The sequence below is a fragment of the Paenibacillus brasilensis genome (assembly GCF_009363115.1).
Lineage (GTDB): Bacteria > Bacillota > Bacilli > Paenibacillales > Paenibacillaceae > Paenibacillus > Paenibacillus brasilensis.
In genome coordinates this window covers 5,219,289-5,246,108 of sequence record NZ_CP045298.1, presented here as the reverse complement: position 1 = coordinate 5,246,108, position 26,820 = coordinate 5,219,289, and the positions used below count along the sequence as shown (strand labels likewise).

The window sequence follows — 26,820 nt, the reverse complement described above, 5'->3', positions numbered from 1 at the left end:
CGCGTTGGTACTGGTTTTGTTGTATACTGGAAGAAAAGGAAAAGCGAGTTGAGTCGTTTTGCTGCAACCAGCCAAACAATTAATGCTGTCGTTTCATGCGGAGTTATATACACTTGTACCCGAAAACCACATGCTGCGTAAGATTCATGCGGCGGTGGACTTTGGATTTATTCACAAGCTCGTGGAACAATCATACTGCACGTATTACGGCAGACCCGCAAACGAGCCGGAATTGCTCTTTCGTCTGCTATTTTTGCAAACTTTGTATACCCTCTCTGACGAGCGGGTGGTACAAGAAGCACAAGTGAACCTTGCCTACAAGTGGTTTATCGGAATCAAACCGGAGGATTCAGTGCCGGATGCATTTCAGTTGTCGCGGTTCCGTAATCACCGGCTGGGGGCGAGTCAGGTAGGAGATGTCCTGAAACATGTGATCAGCCAGTGCATCGAAAGAGGCTTGGTGAAAAGCCAAACCATTATCATGGATGCGACTCAGGTAATCCCAAGCAAAGACCACTCGACGTGCTGCGAGACGCGGCTAAGCGTCTGTTTCGTGTCGTCACCAAACGCCATCCGAAGCTGGAGAAGAAGCTACCCATGCTACCCCGCGTCAAAAGTGAACAGACAGATGCCGAGCCCATCATGCTGGCTTACCTGGCGCTACTTGGCGAGACGGTAGAAGAACTGTTGCCGGATCATGAAGGCGCGGTGAGTGAGAAACTTGGCATTGCCAAGCAAATCGTTGAGGATGAGCGGCTGTTGTCCCACAAAGGCATCTTGTCGGCCATCGACCCGGATGCACGCTTTGGTTGGAAGAGCAACTCGAAATCGTTTTTTGGTTATAAAGAACATATCGCCATGACGGAAGAAGAGATCATCACCGCTTTGGTTGTTACACCGGGCAGTACAGATGACGGAAAACAGTTGCCTGTGCTGCTAGAACAGACCACAGCAAACGGCGTGAGTGTGAACGAAATCATGGCCGATAAAGCTTATTCTAGTAAAGGGAACTTAGCGAAGATGAAGACGGAAAACATAAGCCCCATGGTACCGTTGCATCCCATTGTTCATGAAGGAGGCGAGCGACAGAAAGGTTTTGAGTATAACAAGGATGCCGATTTCGTTGTCTGCCCGGCTGGCGAGCGCAGCAGACGCAAGGCCATTCAAGGCAGTAAGAGCAGCGGAGGAAGCCGTTCACTCGTGTACTACTTTGATGTAGAGAGGTGTAAAACCTGCCCTTTACGTGAAGGATGCTACAAACCAGGTGCTCGAAGTAAGACGTACTCGATTCGGATCTTGGCAGAACATTTCAAGAAGCAGATCGAGTTTGAACTCAGCGACACGTTTAAGGAGCGGATCAAGCGCAGACCGATCATTGAACATAAAAATGCAGAGATGAAGAGATTCTACGGTATGGGAAGAGCCAAATACCGGGGTCTTTTCGGCATGCGAATACAAGCTTACCTCACGGCATTCGTTGTAAATGTAAAACGAATGGTGAAGCTAATAGAGAAAAAGGAGCCCATCCTCGCTTGAGAATGGGCTCCTTTTGCATTTTTCGGCATCTGTTTTCCAGTTCGGAGTCCTGATTTAAACAAAAGCAAGGCTTTTGCAGGGCTCTCTATCCGAGGGTCCTTTTTTGTTGATGCAATTGTATGCTTTCATGTATCACTCGTGGTACTTCTGTTAGCTTTTGAATCGTGTACATCACGGAATTCGCGTTTTTTTGCAGTTCAACCATATTGTAAATCCATTCCTTGGGCTGCTTGAGATATACAGCATGAATACCTGCCGCAAGAGCTGGAGATACATCGGTACGCAGGGAGTTTCCGATCATCCAGGTGATACTTCGGTCCAGGCGATTCATCTGAATGATTTCTTCCAGTGCTTCAACATTTTTATGCTGGCGAATGTAAATACGCTCATCAAAATAATTAGCCAACTTCATTTGTTCAATCTTTCTTTCCTGAATAATTTGCTCACCGCCGGTGTAGAGATGCAGGGAATGTCCGGCTTTTTGGAGTGAGTTCAATGTTTCGATCATTCCTGGATACGGTTCGATTTCCTGCTCGTACACACTTCGTCCAAGGGAGCGAAGCTCCTGCTCGTCCCGAGAATCTATACGACGTCCGAATTGCTCCGAGAAAAAATGGTACGTATCAATCAACGATTGTGGGAAATGCTCGCTGGCAAAGCCCAGCTGATGAACACCAGCCACATCAATTTCGATTTGTTTCTCACGAATTGTATTTTCCTTCAGGTTATGGGCTGCAAACCATTCCTGAAGCAAATCGAAAAAGTGGTTGAGAATCTGGTCAAAATACTTATTGCAGTGGACCAAAGTGTCATCAAGATCAAATAAAATGTGTTGCTTCGGATACGACATGCTACATACTCCTTCCAAGCCAAAGCTTAACGGTGTTCCGTATAACTAAAGGTTCAGTTTAACTATAATCCAATATAGGATTCCAAAAATACCTGTAAATCAGCCGCTCCGTCGGGACGGATGCTGAATTTTTCTTTGTGATAGCGTCCGATGTGAATACGAAGCAGACCAGCCACTCGCAAAATCATCATATCAGACATAAGTGTATCTTCCAATCGGCTCAAATCATGGCGCATTTCTTCCAGAGATTTGGGGCCTTGAGCCACATAACGCAAAATTCGCAGTCGTTGCGGATCATTGACCGCACGTGTAAGCCGCAGCAGGAGCGTAGGTGGTTCTTCCTCGTTTTCCTCGGGTATATCTACCGGATACTGGATCAGCAGCATGCGCGAATAAAAACAGTAAGAATTAATCGGGCGATTATGAACGACTGGAAACAGGACAACCGTATCCAAATCTTCCATATGTGGAACGATCAATCCAGCTGTGGCGTATTCAACCAATGCTTCCGGCTCCATCTTGCTTAAAAGCATACGCTTCTCCGCAGCGTCTTCCTCTGCCAGTGCGCGCAGCTCACCTTCCAAGGCCCGAAAATAATCGCGGTCCCATAATTTGAGGAGTGGTGCATATACCTTACGTATGCGTAAAGATTCTTCAAGGGTTAAAAAAGGGATGTGCGGAACAAGCAACTCAAACATATCTTTATCCGGGCCGTGCTCCAAATAAGAGATATAGTCGGATATTTCATCCGACTCCGGTCGAAGCAAAGCCCAGGCATAGAGTGCGTCATAATCGCTAAATGGGCAATCCTGGGCTATAGCAAGCTCGGTACGAACCTCGTGTTGCAGCCGAGCATCCACCTTGTCGATCCATTCATGTCCCAGGTCCATATCGTGTACCCACTTTTTAGTTACATAGGCCATGAAGCTGCCCAATAATTCGTAAATTGGAGAAGTGTCTATTTTAATTTGATAACTCATGGAATCAAATGCCTCCTATTCTGTCTTCGAGCCCAGAGCGGTGAACGAATTAAGCCCGTCCATAAGCACAACATGAGCATTTTGAAGTTGCTCACTTATTTATTATGGCTTGTTCTGCCGGGCATTGTCCACTATAATATGAATTAATGCGCTGTGACATGAAGAGGTTCGGATTGAACATACGTGACTCCTTAACGAATGGAGTCGGATTACATATCAGACAAGCTCTTTTCCGTAAAATCGTCATCTCAGATGACGATTTTTTCTTCTTTTCTGCAATACGTTAAAATCACCAGATTTTGCATGTTTTTAGCTGTTTTTTTATGACGACGCAACATGTATATAGATAAGAATTATTATTGATTATGGTATGAAATGCAAATCATTCTCTAAGACTCATTTTTACTGTTGATATTTTATTGTTTTTACCAGGAGGAACCATGATGTCATCGTCGTTACGTGTTCATTATTTTATTTTAATTGCGGTTATTGTCGTTGCCGGATTATGTCAAGGTTTGCTATTACCTATTTTGTCTATCTCGTTGGAGCAAATGGGGGTATCATCTTCGCTAAATGGAATGAACGCAGCTGCATTATATATAGGTTCGTTCGCTATGACGCTGGTGGCTGAACGTACACTAGGATGGTTGGGTTTCAAAAAGCTGATGGCTGGAGGGTTGGTACTTGTACTCGTGACGTTGCTGCTATTTCCGCTAATCCCTGATATTCGAGTGTGGTTCGTACTGCGGCTGCTGGTTGGCATAGGTGACAGTGCGCTCCACTACTCAGCCCAACTGTGGATTTTGCTAGTAACTCCACCTGAAAACCGTGGCCGCAACATCTCCTTTTATGGAATGTCCTACGGTCTGGGCTTTGCAATGGGACCACTGGGATTATGGCTGCTTGATTATGGAATGATGGTTCCGTTTGCCGCACTGTCCTTGCTGTGCCTGCTTGTTTTACTGCTGGTGCTAATGAAGCTGCCGGATTCCAAGCCGGAGAAGCAGGCAACCGAAGCACGTCCCGCACTAAGATTCCGGCGCAGCTACAGCTGGGCATGGTACGCTTTATTGCCTGCGTTTCTCTACGGCTATATGGAAGCCAGTCTGAACAGCAACTTTCCAGTCTATGGCCTGCGTATTGGCTTCGATACCGCTGAAATTGCTGCATTGCTGCCGTTTGTCAGCTTGGGTGGGTTGGTGCTACAGCTGCCGCTAGGTATATTAAGTGACCGTTGGGGACGTAAAAAGGTGCTAATGAGCGTAGGTATAGCAGGTGGCTTGACCTTTATGCTGTTAGCTTGGAGCGGCAATCATTTTATGTTCACTTTGGTCCTGTTGACCATAGCGGGTGGATTGGTCGGCTCTTTTTTCTCCCTTGGCTTGGCTTATGCCGCCGATCTGCTGCCCAAATCATTTTTGGCAGCCGCCAATGTACTGGCATCCTTTCATTTTAATCTGGGAAGCGTGATCGGACCTAATATTAGTGGAGGGCTGCTGGACTTCGGGACTCAAGGCAGTATGTTTCTGGTTCTAGGAGGTAGCTACGTTGTTTTTGGCTTGCTGGGACTGTTGACCAGAAAAAGAGTATTGACAGCTTAAAACTGTGGTATGCATGGTATTTGTTTTATATTTGCTATAAACTATAGACAGTATTGATGGCGGACAAAGGGGAATCACATAGATGATTAGAATTCAGAAGCTGACCAAGCAAGTGGGGCCGGAACGGACCCCGTTACTTCGAGGAATTGATGCCGATATTCATCAGGGCGAGCTCATTGCCGTAGTGGGGCCAAGTGGAAGCGGCAAAACAACGCTGCTTCGTTGTCTTGCTTTGCAAGAGCCGTGGCAAGAAGGCAGTTTAATTGTTGACGGTAATGATGTGCTGAAATCCGGCTGGACGGGCAAGATGAAAATAAAGCGGGAATGGGCATACCTCGAGCAAAATCCGCATCTAAATATGAATCGGACCGCTCTCAAAAATGTGCTCATTGGCAGATCAGGTCAAACTCCATGGTGGAGAATGGTGACGGGTATGGTGCGTTCTGATGATTATATGGGAGCGATGGACGTACTTGAGGAATTGGGACTGCTGGATAAGGCGCATGATAAATGCGACAAGCTCAGCGGCGGCGAACGGCAGCGGGTAGCGACAGCGCGTGCCCTCGTTCACGGAGCCAAGGTAATTTTGGCTGATGAGCCTGTTAATGGCCTCGATCCAACTTCAGCGGCACATGTAATGGATACCTTCCGCAAGCTGTCTTCTGATGAACGGGTGACAGTTATTACTGTACTGCCGCTGGAAATGGCTGAACGCTTTGCGACCCGTATATGGGGACTGAACAATGGCAAGCTGGTGTTTGATATCCAGGGCAGACGGTTGACACAAGCAGAAAAGAACAAATTATGAAGGGGACGGCAAGAGAAGTGAAAATATTGCTGTTGAGAATGTTGACTTGCTGCTGCACATTGCTGCTCCTTGCTGGATTTTTGAGCGGGTGCAATGTCATTAACGATCCGGTTTCGCTGATGCAGACACCGACGATGTCTGACGAAAAACAGCAGCTGAATGGTGCGGTGGCTACGCAACTAGGAGGAATGCAGCCGCTAAGACCGAATGATCCGGATGATCCAACACCAATCCGGACGGGGGATTTGAACAATGATGGCACGGATGAGGCCGTCCTATTTTATGAAACGCCGGATGAAAGTGTAAAAATACACGGTGCCTTGTTTGTGGATCAGGGAGGTACGTGGGTAAAGCAGCTAACATTTGATGGAGAAGGCACCTTATTGGAATCATTTAAACTTGTGGACTTAACCAATGACGGCACGCTTGATATTGTTGCCGGTTTTTCGAATGGAGATAGTGACGAGAACGGGGATCAGAAGGGACTGATCGTGTATTCCTACACTGGAGGATCCATAGAGAAATTATACGCTACAGGCTATACGGATTTTGTCGTAGACGATCATAAGCATAACAAGATGGATTTGAACGGGGATAATCTGAATGATTTGACGATTATTTTGTTGCGTCGCAATGAATTTTTTACGGTCAAAACATTCCAATTTAGCGGGGGAACCTTTAAGGAAATCGGATCGTTGGATTTGGACAGTCAGGTCTTAAGTGTCTATAATATCGTTGCTGGCAAGGTAGCGAAGGATAGGCAGGGGATCATTATTGACACCCAAATTGCCCAGACCACTACCGTTTCCAATGTTATTGTGATGGATCATGGCAAGCTTAGAAAGCTTAACCTTATGGATGTTACCTTCAAGGATGCGACCATCGCCAGTAGTGATGTGGATGGTGACGGTATTCTGGAATTTGGTAATTTGGAGAAACCTAAAGGCTGGAGCAACAAGCCACTGGATGAGGTTCCGTATTTTGTATCGTTCTACCAGTGGGACGGGGCAAAAGGGACGATTTTCAAGCAGCAGCAGTATCGTGATTCCAATGAGCAGGTCTATTTCAGGCTACCTAAGGAGCTGCACGGGAAGGTGACCATTGATCCGAAGGTTTCAAAAAAGGACAGCTATTTGCGGTTCATTTTGGACGATACAGACAAAACAATAGCGGAAATAAAATATTTCTCGTTATCCCAATGGGAACGAAACAACGAAGGTTATAGCCAACTATGGCGAACGAATGCACAGGTGATTGGCATTAAGCGATCCAGTGAGCTGGAACCAAATAAATCAATTAAAAACAAATTGGGGGAAAGGCAGGTAGAGTAGAGTGAGTAAAGTATTAATTATGGAGGATGAAGAATCCATCCGCAGTTTTATCGTTATTAATTTAAAACGCAACGGTTTTGAAGTATTGGAGGCATCGGAAGGAAATGAGGCACTAAATATTTTGAATACGGTGCGGGATATTGATATCGCGCTGCTTGATGTGATGGTGCCTGGAATGGATGGCTTCGAGGTTTGTCGGAGAATTCGGGAAACGAATGAGCGCATTGGCATTATCTTTCTCACGGCCAAGGTACAGGAGCAGGATAAGGTGTATGCCTTATCTGTAGGAGCCGATGATCATGTGAGCAAGCCTTTCAGCCCGACGGAACTGATTGCACGCATTCAGTCGTTGCTGCGCAGGGTGAATGTGCATCGCGAAACGGCAGCCAAGGTGTCCTTCCAGTCCGGCCCGTTCTCACTGGATTTGATTGCCAAGCAATTTAAGAAAAACGGTCAGCTGATTGAGCTGACACCGACAGAGTTTTCCTTGATTCAATTTTTCCTGGAAAAAGAAAACACGCCGCTCAGCCGAGACGTTCTGCTTGACCACGTATGGGGAAAGGAATATATGGGCGATCCGAAAATTGTGGATGTGAACATCCGACGCTTGCGGCAGAAAATCGAAAACAATCCTTCCGAGCCCGCTTTTTTACAAACAGTATGGGGTCACGGATATAAATGGAAAGGTCAGTCTCAATGATCAAAAAGGGGATTCGCAGACAGATTGTGCTTCACTATTTTTTCGTAGTGTTCCTGGCACTTCTGTTAGTTGAGGTCATTTTCATGATTCTCATCCGGTCATATTATTATGACTCCATTTATAAAAAAATCGAGAATCGTATCTCATCGGTAAGTGAATTTGCATCCAAATTCAAACAGCCGGAACAGTCCTTGCAATCGTATTTGTTAGATTTTTCTCTGCCAAACACCGAACTGCAATTGCTCGATGAACAGGGAAATGTAATTGATAACTCGACGAATTTTGCAGCAGATCTAAGTGTGCAGACGAGTGATGTGACGCAAGCGCTGACTGGAGATACAGGCAAATGGATTGGGAAGCAACCGGGCACGGGGCAGCAGGTAATGGCGGTATCCAAAAAACTGGACAATATCGTCGGAGATCAGGTGTACATTATCCGGTATACAACCTCGCTGGAATTGGTAAATGACAAGTTATTCACTATTACGGTGTTTTCGGTGGGAATCATGGCAGCTGTATTGATTATCGTGTTTGTAGTAAGTACAGGGCTCGCGAATTCCATTGTCAGACCGATTAACAATATCCGCGATGTATCCGCTCAGATGGCGCAGGGACGTTTTGATGCACGCATCAAAGGCGATTATCGTTATGAGCTGGGTGAGCTGGCTTCGACGCTGAACTATATGGCTCAGGAAATTGTCAGAACGAATCAAATCAAGGATGATTTTATTTCATCCATATCCCATGAGCTGCGTACCCCGCTTACTTCTATTAAAGGCTGGAGTGAAACGTTAAATTCTGGCGGCTATGACCCGGAAGAGACGAAGATTGGAATGCAGATTATTTCCAAGGAGACGGATCGGTTGATCGGCTTGGTAGAGGAGATTCTTGATTTTTCCAAGCTGGAGCAAAACGCCATGAAGCTCGTGATGGGAACGGTAGACCTGCGGGAGCTGCTGCAGGAAATTATGCTGAACGTATGGGCCAAGGCTGAAATGAAGCAAATTAAGCTCCATCTGGACTCAGAGGAGACTGCATATCTCGTTCATGGAGATGGAAACCGTCTGAAACAGGTGTTTTTGAACATTGTGGATAATGCAATCAAGTTTTCGCATGAAAGCTCCATTATTTTTCTATCCCTGCAACGAGTTGCGGACAATATTGAGATATCCGTCCAAGATACAGGGATTGGGATTAGTGAGGAAAATCTGGCCAGAGTAAGAGATCGTTTTTTCCAGGTGGATCATCAGAATGGCGGTACAGGACTGGGATTGGCAATTTCACAGCAGTTTGTAGAACTTCACCATGGTCAGATGCTCATCAGAAGTGAACTTGGGGCAGGAACGACCATTACAGTCTCACTGCCTGCTCTGCAAGCTGAGCAGCTCACGGAGCCATCACAGCTCACGCAAGGTTAGAATGTATTCCTAAAGTCAGTTACAGATTTCATGAAAACAGCCAGTCCTCGCTATTTCGGAGGGCTGGCTGTATTAAATTATGCGTACTGTTTATGAAGTAAAGCCTTCAGCGCGCAGCCGTGTATTGCGCTCATATGCTTCTTTTAGCATACGGGCTGTTTGAGGTCGTACCGGCATTTTGCCAAATACCGTTTCATTGGGCCCGATGACCATAATTTCGCTCGGATTTCCTTTGATGACGGCTCCGTCACGAATGACAGCACCCTCGCCGATAATCGCATGCTCAATGTGCACGTTGCGCCCTATACGCGAGTCAGGCATTACAATACTATCCTTAATGGCCGTACCTTTACCTACCTCGACACCACTAAATACGACAGAGCGTTCAATTTGGCCTTCTACCTGGCAAGAGTCATGCAACAAGCTGCACATCGAGTGTGTTTTACGGTTAGGTACTTTATGTGCGCTCAGCCTTGTGCGCCGTTCACGCGTATACATCGGCCAGTCCGTCCGTTGAAGATCAATTGCGCAATTCTCTTGCAACAGATCCATGTGGGAGTCCCATAGGCTTTTAACGGTACCTACGTCCTTCCAGTAACCCTGAAATTCATAGACGTATAATGATTCTCGATCCGCGAGCATTTTGGGAATGATGTCTTTACCAAAATCGTGGCTGGATTGAGCATCCTGTGCGTCTTCCAGTAGATAACTTTTCAGGTAATCCCATTTGAAAAGATAAATCCCCATGGAGGCCAAATTACTTTCCGGTTTCTCCGGTTTTTCAGCAAATTCAGTAACGCGCAAATCTGCATCGGCACTCATCACTCCAAAGCGGTGTGCCTCATCCCAGGGAACCTCCATAACAGAAATCGTAGCCGCTGCTCCTTTGTCCTTATGATAGTCCAGCATTTCACGATAATTCATGTAATAAATATGGTCACCGGATAAAATAAGAACATGCTCCGGATTTTGGCTGTCTATATATTCGATATTTTTATGAATAGCATCTGCAGTTCCCAAATATTCAGCGTTACCTGTATTATAGGATGGAAGCAGAGTAATTCCTTTGTCATCCGTTTTTGTAAGACCCCAAGGTGTCCCATCTCCAATATGCTCATGTAAGGATTCCGCCTCATATTGCGTTAGTACACCCACAGTATCAATATTTGAATTTACGCAATTGCTGAGAGGAAAATCGATAATCCGGTAATGACCGCCAAAAGGTACAGCGGGTTTTGCAATCGTTGAAGTAAGGGGAGCAAGACGGCGTCCCTCTCCGCCTGCCAGCAGCATGGCAATGCATTCTTTATTAAACATTTCGTTTCCCTCCCGGTTTAGTTGTCTGTTGTAGTACATACATAAACGGTATGGGGTGCTCTTGAAACCATCAGGTGTATAAGATACCCCAAAAAACTAAGGTTTATTTTTTTCGTAGTCATTTTTCTGTTCATTGTGGCTAGAATGGGGTAATAACTCAGGTCAGCTTTGACCGAAAAGCGAATGCATTTTTCGAATCATACATTTCGTATGATACAAACATATAAGGGTGGTGACGTGATGACAGAGCAAATTCTTCCGCAGCAGGCTGTATCACCGGAAGATATTTATTTGTTTCATGAAGGAACGCTATACTTCAGCTACCGATCTTTGGGTTCCCACCTTACTGTGGAGAACGGAGAACAGGGCGTCCGTTTTACGGTCTGGGCTCCTCATGCTCTCCATGTCGGGCTTGCTACAGATCGTAACAACTGGAATGGGGAACAGGATTCCTTATATAGGGTTCCCAAATCCGGTTTTTGGAGTCGTTTTTTTCCGGGGATATCCCAAGGAACTTTTTACAAATACGATATTACGGGTGCAAACGGTGAACGTTTTCTGAAAGCAGATCCTTATGCGATTCGTGCTGAGGTAAGACCAGCAACTGCTTCTGTGGTTGCTTCATTGGATGGATATGAATGGAATGACGCGGTTTGGCGCCGAAAACGCAGAGCACCTTATGGAAAACCTCTTCATATATATGAGGTTCATCTGGGTACTTGGAGGCAAAAAGAAGACGGTACGTTTTATACATACAGGGAAATGGCTGAGCTTCTTGTGCCTTATGTGACCGATATGGGGTATACGCATATTGAGCTGATGCCGCTGAGCGAGCATCCATATGACCTTTCTTGGGGGTATCAGCTCACCGGCTACTTTGCACTGACAAGCCGTTACGGTGAACCGCACGATTTTATGTATTTGGTGGATCGTTGTCATCAGGCGGGAATTGGAGTGCTCATGGATTGGGTTCCGGCTCATTTTGCCAAGGATGCCCATGGATTGAGATTATTTGACGGGTCACCCCTGTTTGAATATGCGGACCCGCTAATAGCAGAGAAACCTGGCTGGGGAACATTGACGTTTGATTATAGCAAGCCGGAAGTGCGTTCTTTTTTGATCTCCAATGCGCTGTTCTGGATGGAGGTGTACCATATTGACGGCCTGCGCGTGGATGCGGTGACGAGTATGTTACGTCTGGATTTTGAAAAGCAGGATGGGCAATATCGTATGAACTCCAAAGGAGGCGTCGAAAATGAGGAAGCCATCGCTTTCCTTCAACAACTGAATGAGACCGTATTCCGCTATTATCCCTATGCGCTCATGATGGCAGAAGAGTCCAGTGCCTGGCCAATGGTGACCTCCCCGGTAAGCGATGGGGGGCTCGGTTTTAATTATAAATGGAACATGGGCTGGATGAATGATACGCTCGATTATGTTCAAACGGATTTCGACCATCGACCGGAGCGCCATAATTTACTGACGTTCCCCATAGCCTATGCATATAGCGAAAATTTTACACTGCCGTTGTCGCATGATGAGGTCGTCCATGGTAAAAAGTCACTGCTTGATAAAATGCCAGGTACTTATGAACAAAAATTTGCCGGGCTACGCGCGCTTCTTGGCTACCAAATGACCTCACCGGGTAAGAAGCTCTTATTTATGGGCGGGGAATTTGGCCAATTTATTGAATGGAAGGATGAGGAACAGCTCGATTGGTTTTTGCTTGATTATGACAGTCACCGGTCTGTGCATGCCTATACGAAAGCGCTGAATCATTTGTATATGCAGGAAAGGGCATTATGGGAGCTGGATCATTCGTGGGACGGCTATCAGTGGATTGAGGCGGAAGACCGTGGACAGAGCGTAATTACGTATTTACGTAAAGGGAAAAAGCCGGGAGATACACTGGTTGTCCTTATCAATTTTCAGCCGGTGCAGAGAGAAAATTATCGAATTGGACTGCAAAAGGCAGGAAGCTATATTGAGATGCTGAACAGCGATCATAAGGACTTTGGTGGGAGTGGGCAGTTGAACTTCGGAGTAATACGGACCGCAAAAATTCCTTGCCATGGACAGCTTTACAGTTTGGAGGTGACTATTCCACCGCTAAGTATTGTTATACTCAAGAAGGCGCCCCGGAGGCCTAAAAAAGCAGATTAACCACATAGGGAGGAAGCTCATATGAATATTTTGTTTGCGGCAGCAGAAGCACATCCATTTATAAAAACAGGTGGGTTGGCTGACGTCATTGGCGCATTGCCGAAGGCACTTCGTCAGGCGGGGGGTGACGTCCGAATCATTTTACCTAAATATGCGGGGATTCCTGATACGTATAAGCGTTCTTTGCGCCCGGTAACGGTAAAGCACGTAGCCGTAGGGTGGCGTGACCAATATTGTGGAGTAGAGGAACTGACATTGGATGAAATCAAGGTCTATTTTATAGATAACGAATATTACTTCGGTCGTGAAGGCATTTACGGCTATATGGATGATGGCGAACGCTTCTCCTTTTTTAACCGGGCCATATTGGAAACACTGCCTGATCTGGATTTTCGCCCGGATATTCTGCATTGTCATGACTGGCATACAGCAATGGTACCATTACTTTTAAATGCCGATTATGGCCATTTGCCCTTTTACAGTGAAATTCGCACGGTGTTTACGATACATAATCTGCTGTATCAAGGGGATTTTCCATATGAGGTCTTAACAGATCTGCTTAACCTGGATGGGAGCTATTTTACCCCCGAGGGTGTGGAGTATTATGGCAGATTGAATTTTATGAAGGGGGGACTTACTTACTCGGATCATGTCACAACCGTGAGCCCAACCTATGCAAAGGAGATTCAGACAGAATTTTACGGATACGGGTTAGAGGGTCTGCTTCGTAAGCTGGGAGAGCAGGGACGCTTGTCAGGGATTGTGAATGGAATTGATACCACAAGCTATAATCCTGCCACGGACAATCGTATTTATACGCAGTACCGTACCAGTTTGGCAAAGAAGAGGGAAAACAAAATAGGCCTGCAGAAGGAGCTGGGGTTACCGATCCGGGCGGACGTACCTTTAATGGCCATGGTAACCCGGCTTGTCGACATGAAGGGACTCGACCTGGTAACCAGAGTGCTTGACGAGCTCTTATCTTATGATGATATTCAATTTGTCGTGCTGGGTACAGGAGATCCTGCTTTTGAACACTGGTTCCGGGAAGCGGCGGGGCGCTATCCTCTGAAAATGTCAGCGCAGCTCACTTTCAGTGAACCTTTGTCACGAAAAATATATGCTGCAAGCGATATGTACTTGATGCCATCGAGATTTGAGCCTTGCGGAATCAGCCAATTGCTGGCACTTCGTTATGGAAGTATACCCATTGTGCGTGAAACAGGTGGGCTGAACGATACCGTGCAGGCTTACAATGAATCCACAGGGGAAGGAAACGGCTTTAGTTTTACGAACTATAACGCGCATGACATGCTGCATACGATTCGTCGTGCTGTTGATTTTTATCGCCAACCTGAGCATTGGTCCAAACTTACACAGACGGCTTTTGCAGGAGAGTATAGCTGGGATGTGTCAGCCGAAGCGTATATGGATATTTACCGTTCGTTAACAAAGTCCGATTGATTGGATTTGACTAAAAAAGGGCATTCCTTTAGCCAACGATGGCTGAGGAATGTCCTTTTTTATGATCAGTCGCCTCCGCAGCTGCTTCCGCATGAGGAACCGCTGCTGCATGAAGAATGGCTGCCGGAATCTCCTGAATGATGGGGAGAAGAGCCTCCATCATGAGAGCTTTCATGAGAGGAATGGTGGTGCGAGAGGTTCGTATCCCAGTTCGAACAGCCGCTTGCCGAGCTGCATCCGGATGAGCTGGCTAATGCAGCACTGCCTGTAGCATCCGGGTGCATGTGGAGGGCAAACTGCTCAGGTTGATACCAGGAATACCATATGGCAGCCAGCAACAGGGTATCTATTTGCAAATAGTTGACCCTGGGCAGCTGCTTGCCTTCAGGATCATCTACAGCTGTATTCACTCGCTCACGCAGCTGCTCCACAATCTGGTGAACCGCATGCTGTGCCTGCTGTGAAATGCTCGTATTTGACTGAGTATTCCAGCGGTCACCTGCTGGCTGCGCTGAAGCTGTCATTTTGTAATAGTGTGAGAGCTCGTCGCTTGGTAACGGATGATTAAAAAAAGTTCCCCATAAGCTGGCACTATAGCGGTTCCAGCCAAAACATTCCACGTACAACCAGTCAAACCATGCCCGCTCTTCTGGCATAGGCTGTGAGCCCCCGGAATGGGGTGCATGATGGAGCATACGACCAAAAAAGGCCTCTGAGAATTGCTGGTATTCGCGAGTAAACATCAGCATTTCATGCCATAGTTCATCCACATCATGACTAAACATCGGCACTCGATTCATAATCGCGCACAGCATAAAATATCGCTGGAGCTCATTCCAGCGCCAATCATATTCTTGCTCCGTCAGCTCAGGGTGGGCTTCCATCATACGTCGCCTAACGCTATGAGCATAAGAGACTGGAATGGAGCGTTCCAATAGCTGTTTCAGCTCCGTAATCTCTCGATAACGCTCATCTGAAAGGGACGAAGGAGAAGGGGCGCTGCGGAAAAATGCATTCCGCCGGCGCACTTTTCGGTTACCCCGTTTTTTTCGATTTTTAGCACCAAATAAAATCCAAAAAATAAGAATAATGACAAAAAACAACACCCAAAAGCTGCTCATTGGATCCATATGACTGCTCCTTTCTGGAAAGAAAGCGGATTAAATTAAGAAACTCTGTTTTTCAGCAGAGCGAATTCTTCTTTAATTTGTGCCAGCAATTCAGGATTTGTGATGACATCACAGGCAGTCCATGCCAAGGTTCTCGCCGCCAGCAGCATTCCTTCCATAGCCCGGTCCTGCATCGCCAAATCGCGGAATTCAGGCGTATGCAAGGCGTGCTTCTCGTCAATAACTTGAATGTAGGGATGAATGGCAGGACAATGCAGCGACACATTTCCAATATCCATGGAGCCGTGATCTTCGCCTTCCGTTATGTCCTTCTGCGCAATGCCGGCTGCGATTAAATTGGCAGTAAAGGTATCGGAAAGCGCTCGGTTAGTCACCATTTCGTCATAAGAAGTCTCATAATTGGAGGTCTCGAGGCGACATCCGGCTTGTAGAGCCGCTCCTTCGGCAATTTGAATAACTCGGCGAGTCAGCGGGTCCAGTTCTTGACGTGTAGCGGCCCGCACATAAAACTGAGCAGAGGCGTAATCAGGAATGATGTTGGCTGCCTGCCCACCATGATTAATAATGCCATGGATACGCACTGTACTTTTCACCTGTTGGCGAAACGCATTGATGCCGTTGAACGTTTGAATTACAGCGTCCAGAGCATTGATACCTTCATGCGGACTGGCGGCCGCGTGAGCAGATTGACCAAAAAATTCGAACTGTACAGCGTCCATGGCCAGCGATTTGCCTGATTTCTCATAGTGGTCATAAGGATGTGTCATAAGCGCTATATCGCAATCATCAAGTAATCCGGCAGCCGCCATCGGAACCTTTGCCCCGCTTGTTTCTTCGGCAGGTGTACCATATACCCGTACTTCCCCGCCAATCTCATCAATGACCGATTTGAGTCCAACGGCAGCTCCGGTACTCATCATACAGATCAAATGGTGTCCGCAGGCGTGTCCGAGGCCTTTAAGGGCGTCATATTCCGCCAGAAAAGCGACGACCGGTCCGGGCTTTGCTGCTTTATAAGTCGCAATAAAGGCTGTTTCTATACCCAGCACAGGGGCCTGAACCTCAAATCCGTGATAGGCGAGTTCTTCTTTTAAACGGGCAGCGGCCAGAAATTCCTCGTTACCAAGCTCAGGATTCGCGCCAATATATAACGAAATGTCCTTAAAGCGCCCGGCATGCTGCTCAATAGTTTGCTGAATGCTCTGTTTAAAATCCATGTAAAAAACCCCTTTATATAGGCTGTAATGTAGGTACTGCGTAAGGTATGCTGAAATTGTAATATAACATTCATTGCATAATCATGCATATTCATTTATAATGACACAATCTTATTTATTATAAAGAATTTAAGGAGAGAAAAAAAGATTGAAAAAGCTATATCGTTTTACCGCCCTGGTTATGACGGCGGTTATCTTGCTGTTGGCTGGTCTTCCCATGCTCACCGCATACGGAACGGAAGCAAAGCCACAGAAAAAACTTGTAGTGGGCATGAGTGCCGACTTTCCGCCGTATGAGTTTCATAAAGTCGTTAACGGCAAGGATACCATTGTGGGATTTGACGTGGATATCGCCAAGGAAATCGCCAAGGATTTGGGTGCGGAGATGGTCCCTGAGGACATGAGTTTTGACTCTTTGCTGCCTGCTCTGCAAAGTGGTCGCGTAGACTTGGTACTGTCCGGTATGACACCAACGGATGAACGCAGAAAGAGCATTGATTTTTCAGATGTGTATTATCACTCCAAGCAAGTCATTATGGTACGTCCGGAGGATAAGGACAAATATCCGACAATGGCTACTCTGAAAGGCGAGAAGCTCGGCGCGCAAAAGGGCAGTATCCAGGAAGAAATTGCTCAAAGAGTGCCCAATGCGACTGTAACTTCGCTGGATAAAATATCCGACCTGGTGCTTCAGCTTCGGACACAGCGTATCAACGCTGTCGTGATTGAAGATACAGTTGCTAAAGGATACACACTGGACGGCACTGTAACTCTCGCCAAGGCGGTGCCTGAGGATAAGGGGGCAGAGACAGCCGTAGGTATTCGCAAGGGGAATACGGAACTGCTAGCCTCTGTAAATAAAACGCTGGCCCGTTTGAAAGCAGACGGCTCCATTGAGAAGTTTTCGACGGAGGCTAGTGCATTGTCTGCCGATCGTCAGGTTTCTTCCCACAATGTTTTTGATATATTTTGGAAATTCCGCAGCTTATACGTCACGGGTATCGGCTACACGCTGTTGCTGTCTGCACTCGGAGTACTGTTCGGATTTATCATTGGTTTGATTATATCCTTGCTGCGGATGAGCGGTGTACGTATTATTGAATGGTTGGGTACGACTTACGTAGAGGTACTGCGGGGTACACCTATGCTGGTGCAGCTCATGATCATCCACTACGGGGTTGCTCTGACGCTGGGCGTCAATTTTACACCACTTCAATCCGGAATACTGACATTGTCACTGAATAGCTCGGCATATCTGGCTGAAATTTTCCGTGCAGGTATCCAGGGTGTGGATCGTGGTCAGATGGAAGCTGCCCGTTCATTGGGTATGGGACGAGGCAAGGCTATGCGTCATGTCATTTTACCGCAAGCCTTTAAGTCTATTTTACCTGCAATAGGTAATGAATTTATTACCATTATTAAAGAATCATCCATTATTTCTACCATTGGTATGGTGGATATTATGTATCAGGCCCAGGTTATTAAGAACATTACCTATGAAGGATTAAGTCCGTTCGTCATCGCGGCTGCTATTTATTTTGTAATGACATTCAGCTTGTCCAAGCTGCTGGGTTTATGGGAAAGGAAGTTGAGAGCCAGTGATCACCGTTAAACAACTGCGTAAATCGTTCGGCAAGAATGAAATTTTAACAGGTATTGATATAGATATTGCCAAAGGGGAAGTTGTCGTTATCATCGGTCCCAGTGGTTCGGGGAAAAGCACGTTTTTGCGTTGCATTAATCTGCTGGAGCAGCCGACAAATGGGGAGATTTTGTTTGAGGGCGAGCCGATAACGGCTCGTGGTCATAATATTAATGCGACTCGTGAGAAAATGGGCATGGTGTTTCAGCATTTTAATTTGTTCCCGCATAAAACAGTACTACAGAACCTGACACTCGCACCAACACAGGTTAAAGGGCAGTCAGGCAAAGAAGCTGAAAAAATTGCGTTAGAGCTTTTGCGTACCGTTGGGCTTGAGGATAAAAAGAATACCTATCCGAACCAGTTATCCGGCGGTCAAAAGCAACGGATTGCGATTGCACGCGCCTTGGCGATGCAGCCGCATGTGATGCTGTTCGATGAGCCGACTTCTGCCTTGGACCCTGAAATGGTCGGAGAGGTGCTGGATGTAATGAAGAAGCTCGCTGAGAGAGGCATGACAATGGTGATCGTCACGCATGAAATGGGTTTTGCACGTGAGGTAGGGGATCGGATCATTTTTATGGATAAGGGCCAAATCGTGGAGCAAGGTACACCTGAACAGGTTTTTGGTACTCCAAGCCATGACCGTACCCGAGATTTTCTTGCCAAAGTACTGTAACGAATTGATTGTATAAGTTATAAAGTAAGCCCTCCATAGTCCATGGGTTCTTGACCAAAGTCTCATGTCTGGCCGGAGGGTCTTTCTTTTTTTGTCACTATTTCACCATGTTTTCGTAACAGATAGCGATTTCATGATGACAAAATTGTAATGATTATAGTATGATATTCAAGGTTCCCAACATTTTCATGCAGATAAGGTTACAGAATTGTGATATTATGCAATAAGCCAAAACTTGCCGGGACAGCATAAGGCTTAGATCTACGCTGAATGCTTGGACCAAAACCATGGAAGTGCGGGGGACGTAACAACGGCAGTCATTCCGATTCGTCTTAAGACGATCAGATTGGAAGCTGCCTAGGGGTGAATTGCGCAAGCATAGGGCTTCTTCTGAGTCCGAATCCGACAGCTAACTTCGCAGGCATAACAGAGGAGGTACATATCTTTTGAAACAACTGAAACATATTGGACAAGCCATGAAATTTGCGGTGCTTGCTGCTGCTATTGCAGGACTGGCACAAACAGCCGGGGTAGCGGATGCCGCTTCGCTTCATACTGCCAAAGAGGGCGATACCTTCTTTTTGCTTGCTCAACGTTATGGAGTATCGGTAGACGAGCTAACGAAGGCGAACCCGAATATTGCCCCTAGCAACATATATGCAGGGTTGCAAATTAAGGTGCCTGGAGAAACAAGTGTGAAGGCTGCTTCAGATTCGGAGCCACAGCTTCTTAAGGGGACAGCACCTGCGAATGAGGGGCAAACGATTGAAGCATGGGGCAAAACATTTAATTACAGTAAAGTAGTTGACGTTAAAGCTACAGCGTATTCTGCCGCAGCTGATGAAAATGGTAAGTGGGGGGCGGTAGACTACTATGGCAATCCGCTTAAGCTAGGTACGATTGCGGTAGACCCGAATGTAATTCCGATGGGAACGAAGGTGTTGGTTACAGGGTATTCTCACCCCGGCCTGCCGGATCATTCATTTGTGGCCGTTGCCCGCGATCAGGGAAGTGCCATTACAGGCAAGCGAATTGATATCTTTATTCCTGGCAACAAATCATTTGTGAACGACTTTGGCTTTCAAAATGTGAAATTATACGTTATTGATAAATGAACATAATATATATTATGTAAACCATATGCATGCATGATACATTTTAATAAAATGGGCCAAAATTTAAAACAGGTCCGCACAGAAAAAAGCTGTCTTGACGAGCAGAGCACATCTGCTGGAAAGACAGCTTTTTTCTGTTAATCTAGTTTGGTATTAGCTTTTAAACGCCCCTTTATTTTCGTTCCGATGTGTGGAGCAGCCGGGGAACTGTAACGAATTTGTAGCCCTTGGTCTTTAGGGACTGAATTAGACCCGGAAGGGCCCGGACTGTGCCTTGCAGGTTGGAACTTTGACCTCCGCCTGCGTGCATTAAAATTATGGAGCCGGGCCCGGTAGCAGGAATCACATTGCGCTGGATTTGCGTTTTACTTAGTCCCTTCCAGTCGAGGGAGTCTACATTCCAATTGACAATCATGTAGCCATGGCGACGCGCCCACTGGATTTGAGGCTCTGTAATTTCGCCATAAGGCGGTCGAATCAATTTCGGACGAAAACCGGCGCTGGCTTGTAAAATGCGTTCTGTTTTCGTAATCTGATTGCGAAAGCGTTCTGGTGTAGCCTTCCTGAAATCCGGATGGGTATAAGAATGGTTCCCTATGGCATGACCCTCACGGACAATACGTCGAATGATGCCCGGATGCTTCTCCGCGCGGTGACCTACGATAAAAAAGGTGGCTTTGATGCCGTTCGCGTGCAAAACATCCAAAACCTGCGGTGTATACCTCGAATCGGGTACATCATCAAAGGTTAAGGCAATTTGGCGGGTATGCGGGCCGCACATTTTAAAAATATCCGCATGTTTTTTTCGCAGCATGCCTAAGGTAGGAGCAGTCTGTTCTGTACTTTGATGTACAGAAGAAGTAACAGCCGCTTCCTTGGGATGGGGCGCTCCGGTGATGGAAGGCGCATCCGCGTGAACAGGAAAACTCGAAAAAGCTAGTAACAGTGCCATACTGGGTAACACTCCTCTGTACGGCATATGTATTCCCCCTTTCCGTCCAGTGGTACGTGGTACCTAGTGGTGCTCTCAGCTATTATGTACCTGCCCTATTAAAATTATGCCGCTGATCGGAGCATGCTCATAATGCAATGGGATGCTAGTATACGGTCAAACGGATATGAATGAAGTTGACGTTCTAAACGTACATATTTGCTTAAACCAGACAGAAAACAATGTATTTTCGCAGGTTTTAGCCCGATAACGGATTCGGTATACCGTGACAACTGGTGTATAATGGGGATGCAACGCATAATTGTACAGACATGGAATTGAAGGAAGGATGGATAAAAGTGACCGACTTGTTTACTCCTTATCAGTTAAAGGGGCTGGCCTTAAAAAATCGAATTGTAATGCCCCCGATGTGCCAATACAGTGTGGAGGCCAAGGACGGGAAGCCGACGGATTGGCATCATGTCCATTACGTTAGCCGAGCGGTAGGGGGTACGGGACTCATTATTGTGGAAATGACAGCGGTTCATCCGGATGGTCGCATTACGGATCGTGATTTGGGCATTTGGAGTGACGATCATATTCCTGTATATCGTAAAATTGTGGAGGAAGCTCACAAATACGGTGCCAAAATTGGAATTCAATTGGGCCATGCTGGTCGTAAGGCAGAGGATGCTGAGCAGCCTGTGGCTCCGTCCTCGATTCCCTTTAGTGAACGCTTTAAAGTGCCGCATGCCTTGACGACAGTTGAAGCCAGGGAACTGGTTCAAGCTTACAAAGAAGGTGCACGTCGCGCAGTAGAAGCCGGCTTTGACACGATAGAGATTCATGGCGCTCACGGCTACCTGATCCATCAATTTCATTCCCCTTTAACCAATACCAGAGAAGATGAGTATGGGCAGGATTTGTCTTTGTTCGGTGTGGAGGTTGTATGTGCTGTTAAAGAGGTTATTCCTGCTGATATGCCTATGATCATGCGGATATCTGCCAAAGAATATGTCGAGGACGGTTATGATGTGGAATACATATCAGGCATAGGGGAACGCTATCGTGATGCAGGTGTAGATATTTTTCATATTTCTTCTGGTGGCGAGGGGCCGATTGGTTCGGGCGGAGGTCCGTCTGCGCGTGCTGGCTATCAGGTGGATTTGGCTCATCACATCCGGGAAAAGCTCAATGTGCCCGTAATTGCTGTCGGCTTACTGGATGATTATGAGGATGCCAGCCGGGTTGTTCGGCAGAAAGAAGCGGATTTGGTAGCCATAGGCCGTGCCATGCTGCGTGATCCCTATTGGGCACTGCATGCATCAAGGGAGTTGAAAGTACAGGCAGATATTCCGGAGCCTTACCTGCGCGGTTTTTAGATTTTTTTGAAACCGTCATTGCAAACCTTGCGTAAACATGTGTACAGAGCTTAAAATTTAAGCATTCAACTCTAGGAGGAACTTCACATGTCTATTTTCAAACGATTAAGAGATCTTACGATGTCCAATATTAACGCTATTATCGACAAGGCAGAAGATCCAGTCAAAATGACCGATCAATACATTCGTGATATGCAAGAGGATCTGGAAGATGCAGAGAAAGCGGTAGCCGCTCAAATTGCTATTGAAAAGAGATTCAAGCAGCAATACGAAGAGCAAGCAGCCTTGGTAAAAAAACGTGAAGAGCAGGCTCATACCGCAGCGAAAGCACAAAATGTGGATCTGGCCCGTCGCGCGTTGGAAGAAAAGAAATCTGCCGAGCAAAAAATGAACGAGTTCAAGGCTGGTTACGAGCAGAACAAAGCCGCCGCCGATAACCTGCGCGGCAAGCTGGATGAAATGCGCAGACAGCTGACAGAAATGAAGAACAAGCGCGAGACACTGGTTGCCCGTTATAACGCAGCTAAAGCGCAAACTGAAATTAACAAAGCAATGAACGGTTTTAGCTCAGATACGGCAACTGCCGGGTTGAAGCGTATGGAAGAAAAAATGCTGCAGGCGGAAGCACGTGCTGAAGCGAGCAACGAAATGTCCTCCAAGGAAAAGTCCCTGGATGAGGAGTTCAAGGAGCTGGATAAGAAGAGCGCCGTGGACGACGAGCTTGCTGCTTTGTTGAAGCAATACGAAAATAAATAAGAAGTGTGAGCATTGCCATCAGCGTAATTGTTAGAAGCGAAGGAGAAACCTTTTCTCCTTCGCTTTTCCCTGCCTGAGGCGAGGCATAAATCAAAAATCAATATAAATGAAAGTCAAGAAGATGTGGAGGATGGGATGAAATGCATTTTTTAGAAACGATGAAAGCGATGCTTGTATGGACTGGCGCGGGCGCCGTTTTGCTGTTCGTATTGATGTATGTCGACTCTTTATTTACAAAATATAAGGATTTTGCCGAAGTGAAAGCCGGTAATATGGCAGTAACGGTACGATTGATTATGAAGCTGATTGCACAGGGGTATATTTTGTCAGGTTCCATCGCTACAGCTAACAATTTGCTAGAGGCGCTTGTGTACTCTGTAATCGCCTTTGTCATCCTGTTTATTTTGGAAATTATCGTACGTCTGTTGTTGCGGTACTGGGCGCAGTTTGATCTGGATAAAGGCACACAGGAAGGCAAAATTGGTTTCGGGCTGTTTTCAGGGACGCTGCATCTGGTTGGCGCCTTGATTATTACAGCATGCTTCTAGGCTAGGAAAGGCAGGGAAAGTTATCATGGGTGTATGGAAACGAATTTCAAATCTATTTGCCAAGCCTGAGCCGCCAAAAGCGGAGAAGAGTATGCTTCAGTTAAATCCGGGTGATATCTGTGAAGTGTCGCTTGTCACCTATGAAGTGGTGGGCCGAGTACATAATCGTGCCCGAAATGCCGTTGTTTTGACGCTGCAGGATGGTAATCAAGTCAGCTATCTTCATATTGAGGAACGGGAAACACTCCAATTTGGACTATATCAGGCGATCGATGGCCGGCTGGACAACCCGGAGGAAGTGCCGACTATTTTGGAATTAGATGATACAACGTATCATTTGGAGGAGCAATATTTTGGGCATGTTACGGTTATGGGGCGTGCGCCTTTTCGACAGGGTGGAGAACAGCATGTTTGGCAATACCAGTCGGATGACTATCATCTGTTGCGGGTAGAGTGGCAGGATGGTCGCTTTATGCTTTATGAAGGTGAAGAAGTGATTACTGGAGACGTCAAGGTTATTCGGGCAAGCTAGGAGAGGGTTACACATGAGCAAACGCACCTGGCAGTATGCATTAAAGGTCATTGTGGCGCTGAGCCTGTTTGTATCCGTGCTAAGCGGCTGCGGTGCGCCAAATGTGAAAGATACGTACCCGCTGGAATCGGTAAGCGGTAGCGGAAACTCAACCTCATACGTGTACCGGGCCGCTGGCAAAACGGTTCCAGAAGTAGCAGAGGAATTGAAAGAGCAGCGTACACCGGAGCAAATGTCGCCCCAGAGCAATGAGCGGATGTTTCTGGTATATAACGATGAATGGTACCATTTGCAGCAAGACCCAGCCAAGAAGGAAGATACGCTAATTGAAGTCGACAGTAAACAGTATGTCGAACAAAATTACAGCTCCAGCTTTCTAAAAGGATACTTAACCGCAACTGTGCTGGATGCTCTCTTTGACTCGTTGCGTGGATCAGGTTCTTACCGTGGCTATTCAAGCAGGGATGTATATCGGCCTTCTCAGGGGCAATACCGAGCCCCTACAGTGCAGGAAAAGAAAGCCATTCCCCCAATTACAGTGGAACGAAAAGGCTCGGTTACTCGTCGAGGGAAGGGATCAGACTCCACTGTCGGATCAGGCGGAAGCTTGTTCGACAGAGGCTCCAGCAGCAGTTCACCAAGCAGAGGCTCGATTTCACGTGATCAGGGCAGCAGCGGTTCCGGCATATTTGGTTCACCGCGTAAGTCCTACAGCAAGCCTAAAACACGTAGTGGCTCAGGCAAAATCAGCCGACGAAGTCGACGATGATTGTCATTTTACGCAAACAGCTCGGGAATAAGATCCCGGGCTGTTTTTTTGTTTAATATCAGGAAGCCTATTTGCCAGAAAACGGTTTTAGGGTTATAACAGAAAGAGGGAACTTTAGAAGAACGGAGTGAGGTTATGAATCAGACAACATTAAACGCGGGAAAATTCCAGCGTAAAGCGGTTCAGGTGGATGAGGCACAGAGAATAATAGCTAACCATGTCAAACAGGGAGAACGGGAGGAAGTAGGGCTGGAGCAGGCACATGGACGTTATTTAGCGATGAATTTGACTGCACCACATCCGTATCCCCGTTTTCGTCGCTCTGGTATGGACGGTTATGCGATCCTTGGTTCGGACACCGAGGTTTGTTCATCTGGCCAGGAAATCTGGCTGCGCGTAGTGGACGAAATTCCATGCGGCACCGTATCGGACAAGCGGGTAGAAACGGGATTGGCGGCCCGCATTATGACGGGAGCGCAATTACCGGAGGGAGCCGACACCGTTGTCATGCTGGAGGCAACACAGCTGCGTGAGGAGGAGGGACAGACATACGTCGGCTTGAAGAAGCGTATGGAGATCGGCAAAAATGTAACACAGATCGGTCATGAGATTCAGGAAGGTCAGCTCTTGCTCAGTAAAGGAACCTGCCTGGGAGCGGGACATATCTCGGTTCTGGCTACCTTTGGTGTACATCGGGTTCCTGTTTACAGGAAGCCACGGGTGGCCGTTTTTTCGACAGGATCGGAATTGCTTGCGGTGGATGAATCGCTACAACCGGGAAAAATACGAAACAGTAATACATATATGCTGGCCTCTCAAATTAGGGAGGCAGGAGGAGAGCCCTTCATCCTGCAAGCCATTCATGATGAGCTGGATGTTGCGCGTGCTTCTGTACGTGAAGCAATCGCAGCCTATGATATCGTCGTTACGAGCGGCGGCGTATCGGTAGGGGATTATGATATTATGGGTGACCTGGTGCGGCAGGAGGATGTAGATATGCTGTTCAACAAGGTCACGATGCGTCCGGGCAGTGTGACAACAGCCGCTGTAATTGACGGCAAGCTGTTATTTGCGCTATCGGGCAATCCCGGTGCATGCTTTGTAGGCTGTGAGCTGTTTGTGCGGCCTACCATTCAAATGATGCTGTCTTCGGAACAGCCGTATTTACAAACCTGGACGGTATTGCTGGGGGCAGATTATACGAAGGTGAACAATTTTACCCGATTTGTGCGCAGCTCACTGGAAATACGCGACGGTCAAGTGTATGCCATTCCTGCGCGAGCGGATGAATCCAGTGTCATGGTGACGATTAAGGACAGCGACTGTCTGATCGTGCTTCCTCCAACAACAGATGGCTTGCGTGCAGGGGAAGAGGTGCGTGTACTGGTACTTCAAGGCGGAAAGATCAAGTGAATACGAAGCAGCCGTATGTGTGTCAGATCGTCGGTTACAAAAATACGGGGAAAACGACCTTCCTCGGAGGATTGATTCGTTATTTGCGGGATTCTGGATTACGCGTGGCGGTGGTCAAGCATGATGGACATGAGTTTGAGATGGATCATGAGGGGACAGATACATACAAGCACAGGCAAGCAGGCGCCGAAGGCGTGGCTATTATTTCTGCTGGAAGAACAGCCATATTAGAAGAGCAGAGTCGACCTGTCAGCGGACTGATCCGGCATTTTCAGGCATATGACTGTGTATTGCTTGAAGGCTTTAAACAGGAACATTACCCAAAACTCGTCATGCTACGTGAATCAACAGATGCCCATCTTGCCGCTACGCTGTCAAATGTTCAGGGAGTAGCGGTTTGGAAGCATCTAATGGAATGGGCTCAAGATCACTATTCGGATCAAACGATACAAATATTTGCTGCCGATGCCAACGACCAGGCAGGTCGCTGGCTGATCGGTCAGATGCAGCAGTAAAGTGATGATGTGCCGGATGAACG

23 protein-coding genes, 1 pseudogene and 1 riboswitch are annotated in these 26,820 nt (G+C 46.9%); of the genes and pseudogenes, 18 read left to right on the top strand and 6 right to left on the bottom strand.

Annotation, left to right across the window (positions count from 1 at the left end; all coding sequences use genetic code 11):
- The first annotated feature begins 58 nt into the window (after positions 1-58).
- Positions 59-1,536, top strand: a pseudogene (locus GCU48_RS24785) (IS1182 family transposase).
- Between the two features lie 85 nt (positions 1,537-1,621).
- Here GCU48_RS24785 and GCU48_RS24780 read toward each other — a convergent pair.
- On the bottom strand, positions 1,622-2,386 hold the full coding sequence (locus GCU48_RS24780; RefSeq protein WP_025716041.1) for an HAD family hydrolase: 765 nt from the start codon (positions 2,384-2,386) through the stop codon (positions 1,622-1,624).
- Positions 2,387-2,448: 62 nt separating this feature from the next.
- Positions 2,449-3,366 (bottom strand): hypothetical protein, encoded by a 918-nt coding sequence (locus tag GCU48_RS24775; protein ID WP_025716040.1) that lies wholly within the window; start codon positions 3,364-3,366, stop codon positions 2,449-2,451.
- 443 nt (positions 3,367-3,809) lie between these two features.
- On the opposite strand from GCU48_RS24775, the gene GCU48_RS24770 reads away from it, so the two are divergent.
- From GCU48_RS24770 to GCU48_RS24750, 5 genes are all read left to right on the top strand, one after another.
- Positions 3,810-4,967 (top strand): MFS transporter, encoded by a 1,158-nt coding sequence (locus GCU48_RS24770; RefSeq protein WP_152381799.1) that lies wholly within the window; start codon positions 3,810-3,812, stop codon positions 4,965-4,967.
- Positions 4,968-5,049: 82 nt separating this feature from the next.
- Entirely contained in the window at positions 5,050-5,775 is a 726-nt protein-coding gene (locus tag GCU48_RS24765) for a phosphonate ABC transporter ATP-binding protein (protein WP_025716038.1), read from the top strand.
- On the top strand, positions 5,772-7,106 hold the full coding sequence (locus tag GCU48_RS24760; protein ID WP_152381798.1) for a hypothetical protein: 1,335 nt from the start codon (positions 5,772-5,774) through the stop codon (positions 7,104-7,106). The genes GCU48_RS24765 and GCU48_RS24760 overlap by 4 nt, the downstream gene beginning before the upstream one ends.
- A gap of 1 nt (position 7,107) precedes the next feature.
- On the top strand, positions 7,108-7,806 hold the full coding sequence (locus GCU48_RS24755; RefSeq protein WP_025716036.1) for a response regulator transcription factor: 699 nt from the start codon (positions 7,108-7,110) through the stop codon (positions 7,804-7,806).
- On the top strand, positions 7,803-9,224 hold the full coding sequence (locus tag GCU48_RS24750) for a sensor histidine kinase (RefSeq protein WP_025716035.1): 1,422 nt from the start codon (positions 7,803-7,805) through the stop codon (positions 9,222-9,224). The genes GCU48_RS24755 and GCU48_RS24750 overlap by 4 nt, the downstream gene beginning before the upstream one ends.
- 90 nt (positions 9,225-9,314) lie before the next feature.
- Here GCU48_RS24750 and GCU48_RS24745 read toward each other — a convergent pair whose 3' ends face one another.
- Entirely contained in the window at positions 9,315-10,541 is a 1,227-nt protein-coding gene (locus tag GCU48_RS24745) for a glucose-1-phosphate adenylyltransferase (RefSeq protein ID WP_152381797.1), read from the bottom strand.
- Positions 10,542-10,781: 240 nt separating this feature from the next.
- On the opposite strand from GCU48_RS24745, the gene glgB reads away from it, so the two are divergent.
- Both glgB and glgA read left to right on the top strand, forming a co-directional pair.
- Positions 10,782-12,704, top strand: coding sequence for a 1,4-alpha-glucan branching protein GlgB (glgB, locus tag GCU48_RS24740; protein ID WP_152381796.1), 1,923 nt, complete (start codon positions 10,782-10,784; stop codon positions 12,702-12,704).
- 21 nt (positions 12,705-12,725) lie between these two features.
- The gene (glgA, locus tag GCU48_RS24735) at positions 12,726-14,168 is read left to right on the top strand and encodes a glycogen synthase GlgA (protein WP_152381795.1); all 1,443 of its coding nucleotides are present in this window, start codon (positions 12,726-12,728) and stop codon (positions 14,166-14,168) included.
- Positions 14,169-14,233: 65 nt separating this feature from the next.
- Here glgA and GCU48_RS24730 read toward each other — a convergent pair whose 3' ends face one another.
- Positions 14,234-15,298, bottom strand: coding sequence for a glycine-rich domain-containing protein (locus tag GCU48_RS24730; RefSeq protein WP_152381794.1), 1,065 nt, complete (start codon positions 15,296-15,298; stop codon positions 14,234-14,236).
- 35 nt (positions 15,299-15,333) lie between these two features.
- A complete protein-coding gene (locus GCU48_RS24725; RefSeq protein WP_152381793.1) occupies positions 15,334-16,515 on the bottom strand; it encodes a M20 family metallopeptidase in 1,182 nt (393 codons plus the stop codon).
- 148 nt (positions 16,516-16,663) lie between these two features.
- On the opposite strand from GCU48_RS24725, the gene GCU48_RS24720 reads away from it, so the two are divergent.
- The 3 genes from GCU48_RS24720 (at position 16,664) to GCU48_RS24710 (ending at position 19,951) form a co-directional block, all read left to right on the top strand.
- Positions 16,664-18,127, top strand: a complete 1,464-nt coding sequence (locus tag GCU48_RS24720; protein ID WP_152381792.1) for an ABC transporter substrate-binding protein/permease — start codon at positions 16,664-16,666, stop codon at positions 18,125-18,127.
- Complete coding sequence (locus GCU48_RS24715) at positions 18,114-18,836, top strand: amino acid ABC transporter ATP-binding protein (protein ID WP_152381791.1); 723 nt, start codon at positions 18,114-18,116, stop codon at positions 18,834-18,836. The genes GCU48_RS24720 and GCU48_RS24715 overlap by 14 nt, the downstream gene beginning before the upstream one ends.
- Before the next feature lie 267 nt (positions 18,837-19,103).
- Positions 19,104-19,275, top strand: a riboswitch (cyclic di-AMP (ydaO/yuaA leader).
- A 7-nt stretch (positions 19,276-19,282) separates the two neighbouring features.
- Entirely contained in the window at positions 19,283-19,951 is a 669-nt protein-coding gene (locus GCU48_RS24710; protein WP_152381790.1) for a 3D domain-containing protein, read from the top strand.
- A gap of 172 nt (positions 19,952-20,123) precedes the next feature.
- Here the strand turns inward: GCU48_RS24710 and GCU48_RS24705 are convergent, their stop codons facing one another.
- Positions 20,124-20,930 (bottom strand): polysaccharide deacetylase family protein, encoded by an 807-nt coding sequence (locus GCU48_RS24705; protein WP_152381789.1) that lies wholly within the window; start codon positions 20,928-20,930, stop codon positions 20,124-20,126.
- Positions 20,931-21,241: 311 nt separating this feature from the next.
- On the opposite strand from GCU48_RS24705, the gene GCU48_RS24700 reads away from it, so the two are divergent.
- The 7 genes from GCU48_RS24700 to mobB all read left to right on the top strand — a co-directional run bounded on the left by GCU48_RS24700 (position 21,242) and on the right by mobB (position 26,797).
- On the top strand, positions 21,242-22,264 hold the full coding sequence (locus GCU48_RS24700; RefSeq protein ID WP_152381788.1) for an NADH:flavin oxidoreductase/NADH oxidase: 1,023 nt from the start codon (positions 21,242-21,244) through the stop codon (positions 22,262-22,264).
- A gap of 87 nt (positions 22,265-22,351) precedes the next feature.
- Positions 22,352-23,020 carry a PspA/IM30 family protein gene (locus tag GCU48_RS24695; RefSeq protein ID WP_010348252.1) on the top strand — a complete coding sequence of 223 codons (669 nt, stop codon included), beginning with the start codon at positions 22,352-22,354 and terminating at the stop codon, positions 23,018-23,020.
- Positions 23,021-23,160: 140 nt separating this feature from the next.
- Positions 23,161-23,568: a DUF350 domain-containing protein gene (locus GCU48_RS24690; protein WP_025719331.1), complete on the top strand. Its 408-nt coding sequence runs from the start codon at positions 23,161-23,163 to the stop codon at positions 23,566-23,568.
- 25 nt (positions 23,569-23,593) lie between these two features.
- A complete protein-coding gene (locus GCU48_RS24685; protein ID WP_152381787.1) occupies positions 23,594-24,100 on the top strand; it encodes a DUF4178 domain-containing protein in 507 nt (168 codons plus the stop codon).
- Positions 24,101-24,113: 13 nt separating this feature from the next.
- Positions 24,114-24,869, top strand: coding sequence for a DUF4247 domain-containing protein (locus GCU48_RS24680; protein WP_152381786.1), 756 nt, complete (start codon positions 24,114-24,116; stop codon positions 24,867-24,869).
- Between the two features lie 135 nt (positions 24,870-25,004).
- A complete protein-coding gene (locus GCU48_RS24675) occupies positions 25,005-26,282 on the top strand; it encodes a molybdopterin molybdotransferase MoeA (protein WP_152381785.1) in 1,278 nt (425 codons plus the stop codon).
- Entirely contained in the window at positions 26,279-26,797 is a 519-nt protein-coding gene (gene mobB / locus GCU48_RS24670) for a molybdopterin-guanine dinucleotide biosynthesis protein B (protein ID WP_152381784.1), read from the top strand. The genes GCU48_RS24675 and mobB overlap by 4 nt, the downstream gene beginning before the upstream one ends.
- The last annotated feature ends 23 nt before the right edge of the window (positions 26,798-26,820 follow it).

Bases quoted from the DNA above. Each gene is read 5' to 3' on its own strand.
- GCU48_RS24780 (WP_025716041.1), bottom strand. From the start codon at position 2,386: ATGTCGTATCCGAAGCAACACATTTTATTTGATCTTGATGACACTTTG.
- GCU48_RS24775 (WP_025716040.1), bottom strand. From the start codon at position 3,366: ATGAGTTATCAAATTAAAATAGACACTTCTCCAATTTACGAATTATTG.
- GCU48_RS24770 (WP_152381799.1), top strand. From the start codon at position 3,810: ATGTCATCGTCGTTACGTGTTCATTATTTTATTTTAATTGCGGTTATT.
- GCU48_RS24765 (WP_025716038.1), top strand. From the start codon at position 5,050: ATGATTAGAATTCAGAAGCTGACCAAGCAAGTGGGGCCGGAACGGACC.
- GCU48_RS24760 (WP_152381798.1), top strand. From the start codon at position 5,772: ATGAAGGGGACGGCAAGAGAAGTGAAAATATTGCTGTTGAGAATGTTG.
- GCU48_RS24750 (WP_025716035.1), top strand. From the start codon at position 7,803: ATGATCAAAAAGGGGATTCGCAGACAGATTGTGCTTCACTATTTTTTC.
- GCU48_RS24745 (WP_152381797.1), bottom strand. From the start codon at position 10,541: ATGTTTAATAAAGAATGCATTGCCATGCTGCTGGCAGGCGGAGAGGGA.
- glgB (WP_152381796.1), top strand. From the start codon at position 10,782: ATGACAGAGCAAATTCTTCCGCAGCAGGCTGTATCACCGGAAGATATT.
- glgA (WP_152381795.1), top strand. From the start codon at position 12,726: ATGAATATTTTGTTTGCGGCAGCAGAAGCACATCCATTTATAAAAACA.
- GCU48_RS24730 (WP_152381794.1), bottom strand. From the start codon at position 15,298: ATGGATCCAATGAGCAGCTTTTGGGTGTTGTTTTTTGTCATTATTCTT.
- GCU48_RS24725 (WP_152381793.1), bottom strand. From the start codon at position 16,515: ATGGATTTTAAACAGAGCATTCAGCAAACTATTGAGCAGCATGCCGGG.
- GCU48_RS24705 (WP_152381789.1), bottom strand. From the start codon at position 20,930: ATGCCGTACAGAGGAGTGTTACCCAGTATGGCACTGTTACTAGCTTTT.
- GCU48_RS24695 (WP_010348252.1), top strand. From the start codon at position 22,352: ATGTCTATTTTCAAACGATTAAGAGATCTTACGATGTCCAATATTAAC.
- GCU48_RS24690 (WP_025719331.1), top strand. From the start codon at position 23,161: ATGCATTTTTTAGAAACGATGAAAGCGATGCTTGTATGGACTGGCGCG.
- GCU48_RS24685 (WP_152381787.1), top strand. From the start codon at position 23,594: ATGGGTGTATGGAAACGAATTTCAAATCTATTTGCCAAGCCTGAGCCG.
- GCU48_RS24680 (WP_152381786.1), top strand. From the start codon at position 24,114: ATGAGCAAACGCACCTGGCAGTATGCATTAAAGGTCATTGTGGCGCTG.
- GCU48_RS24675 (WP_152381785.1), top strand. From the start codon at position 25,005: ATGAATCAGACAACATTAAACGCGGGAAAATTCCAGCGTAAAGCGGTT.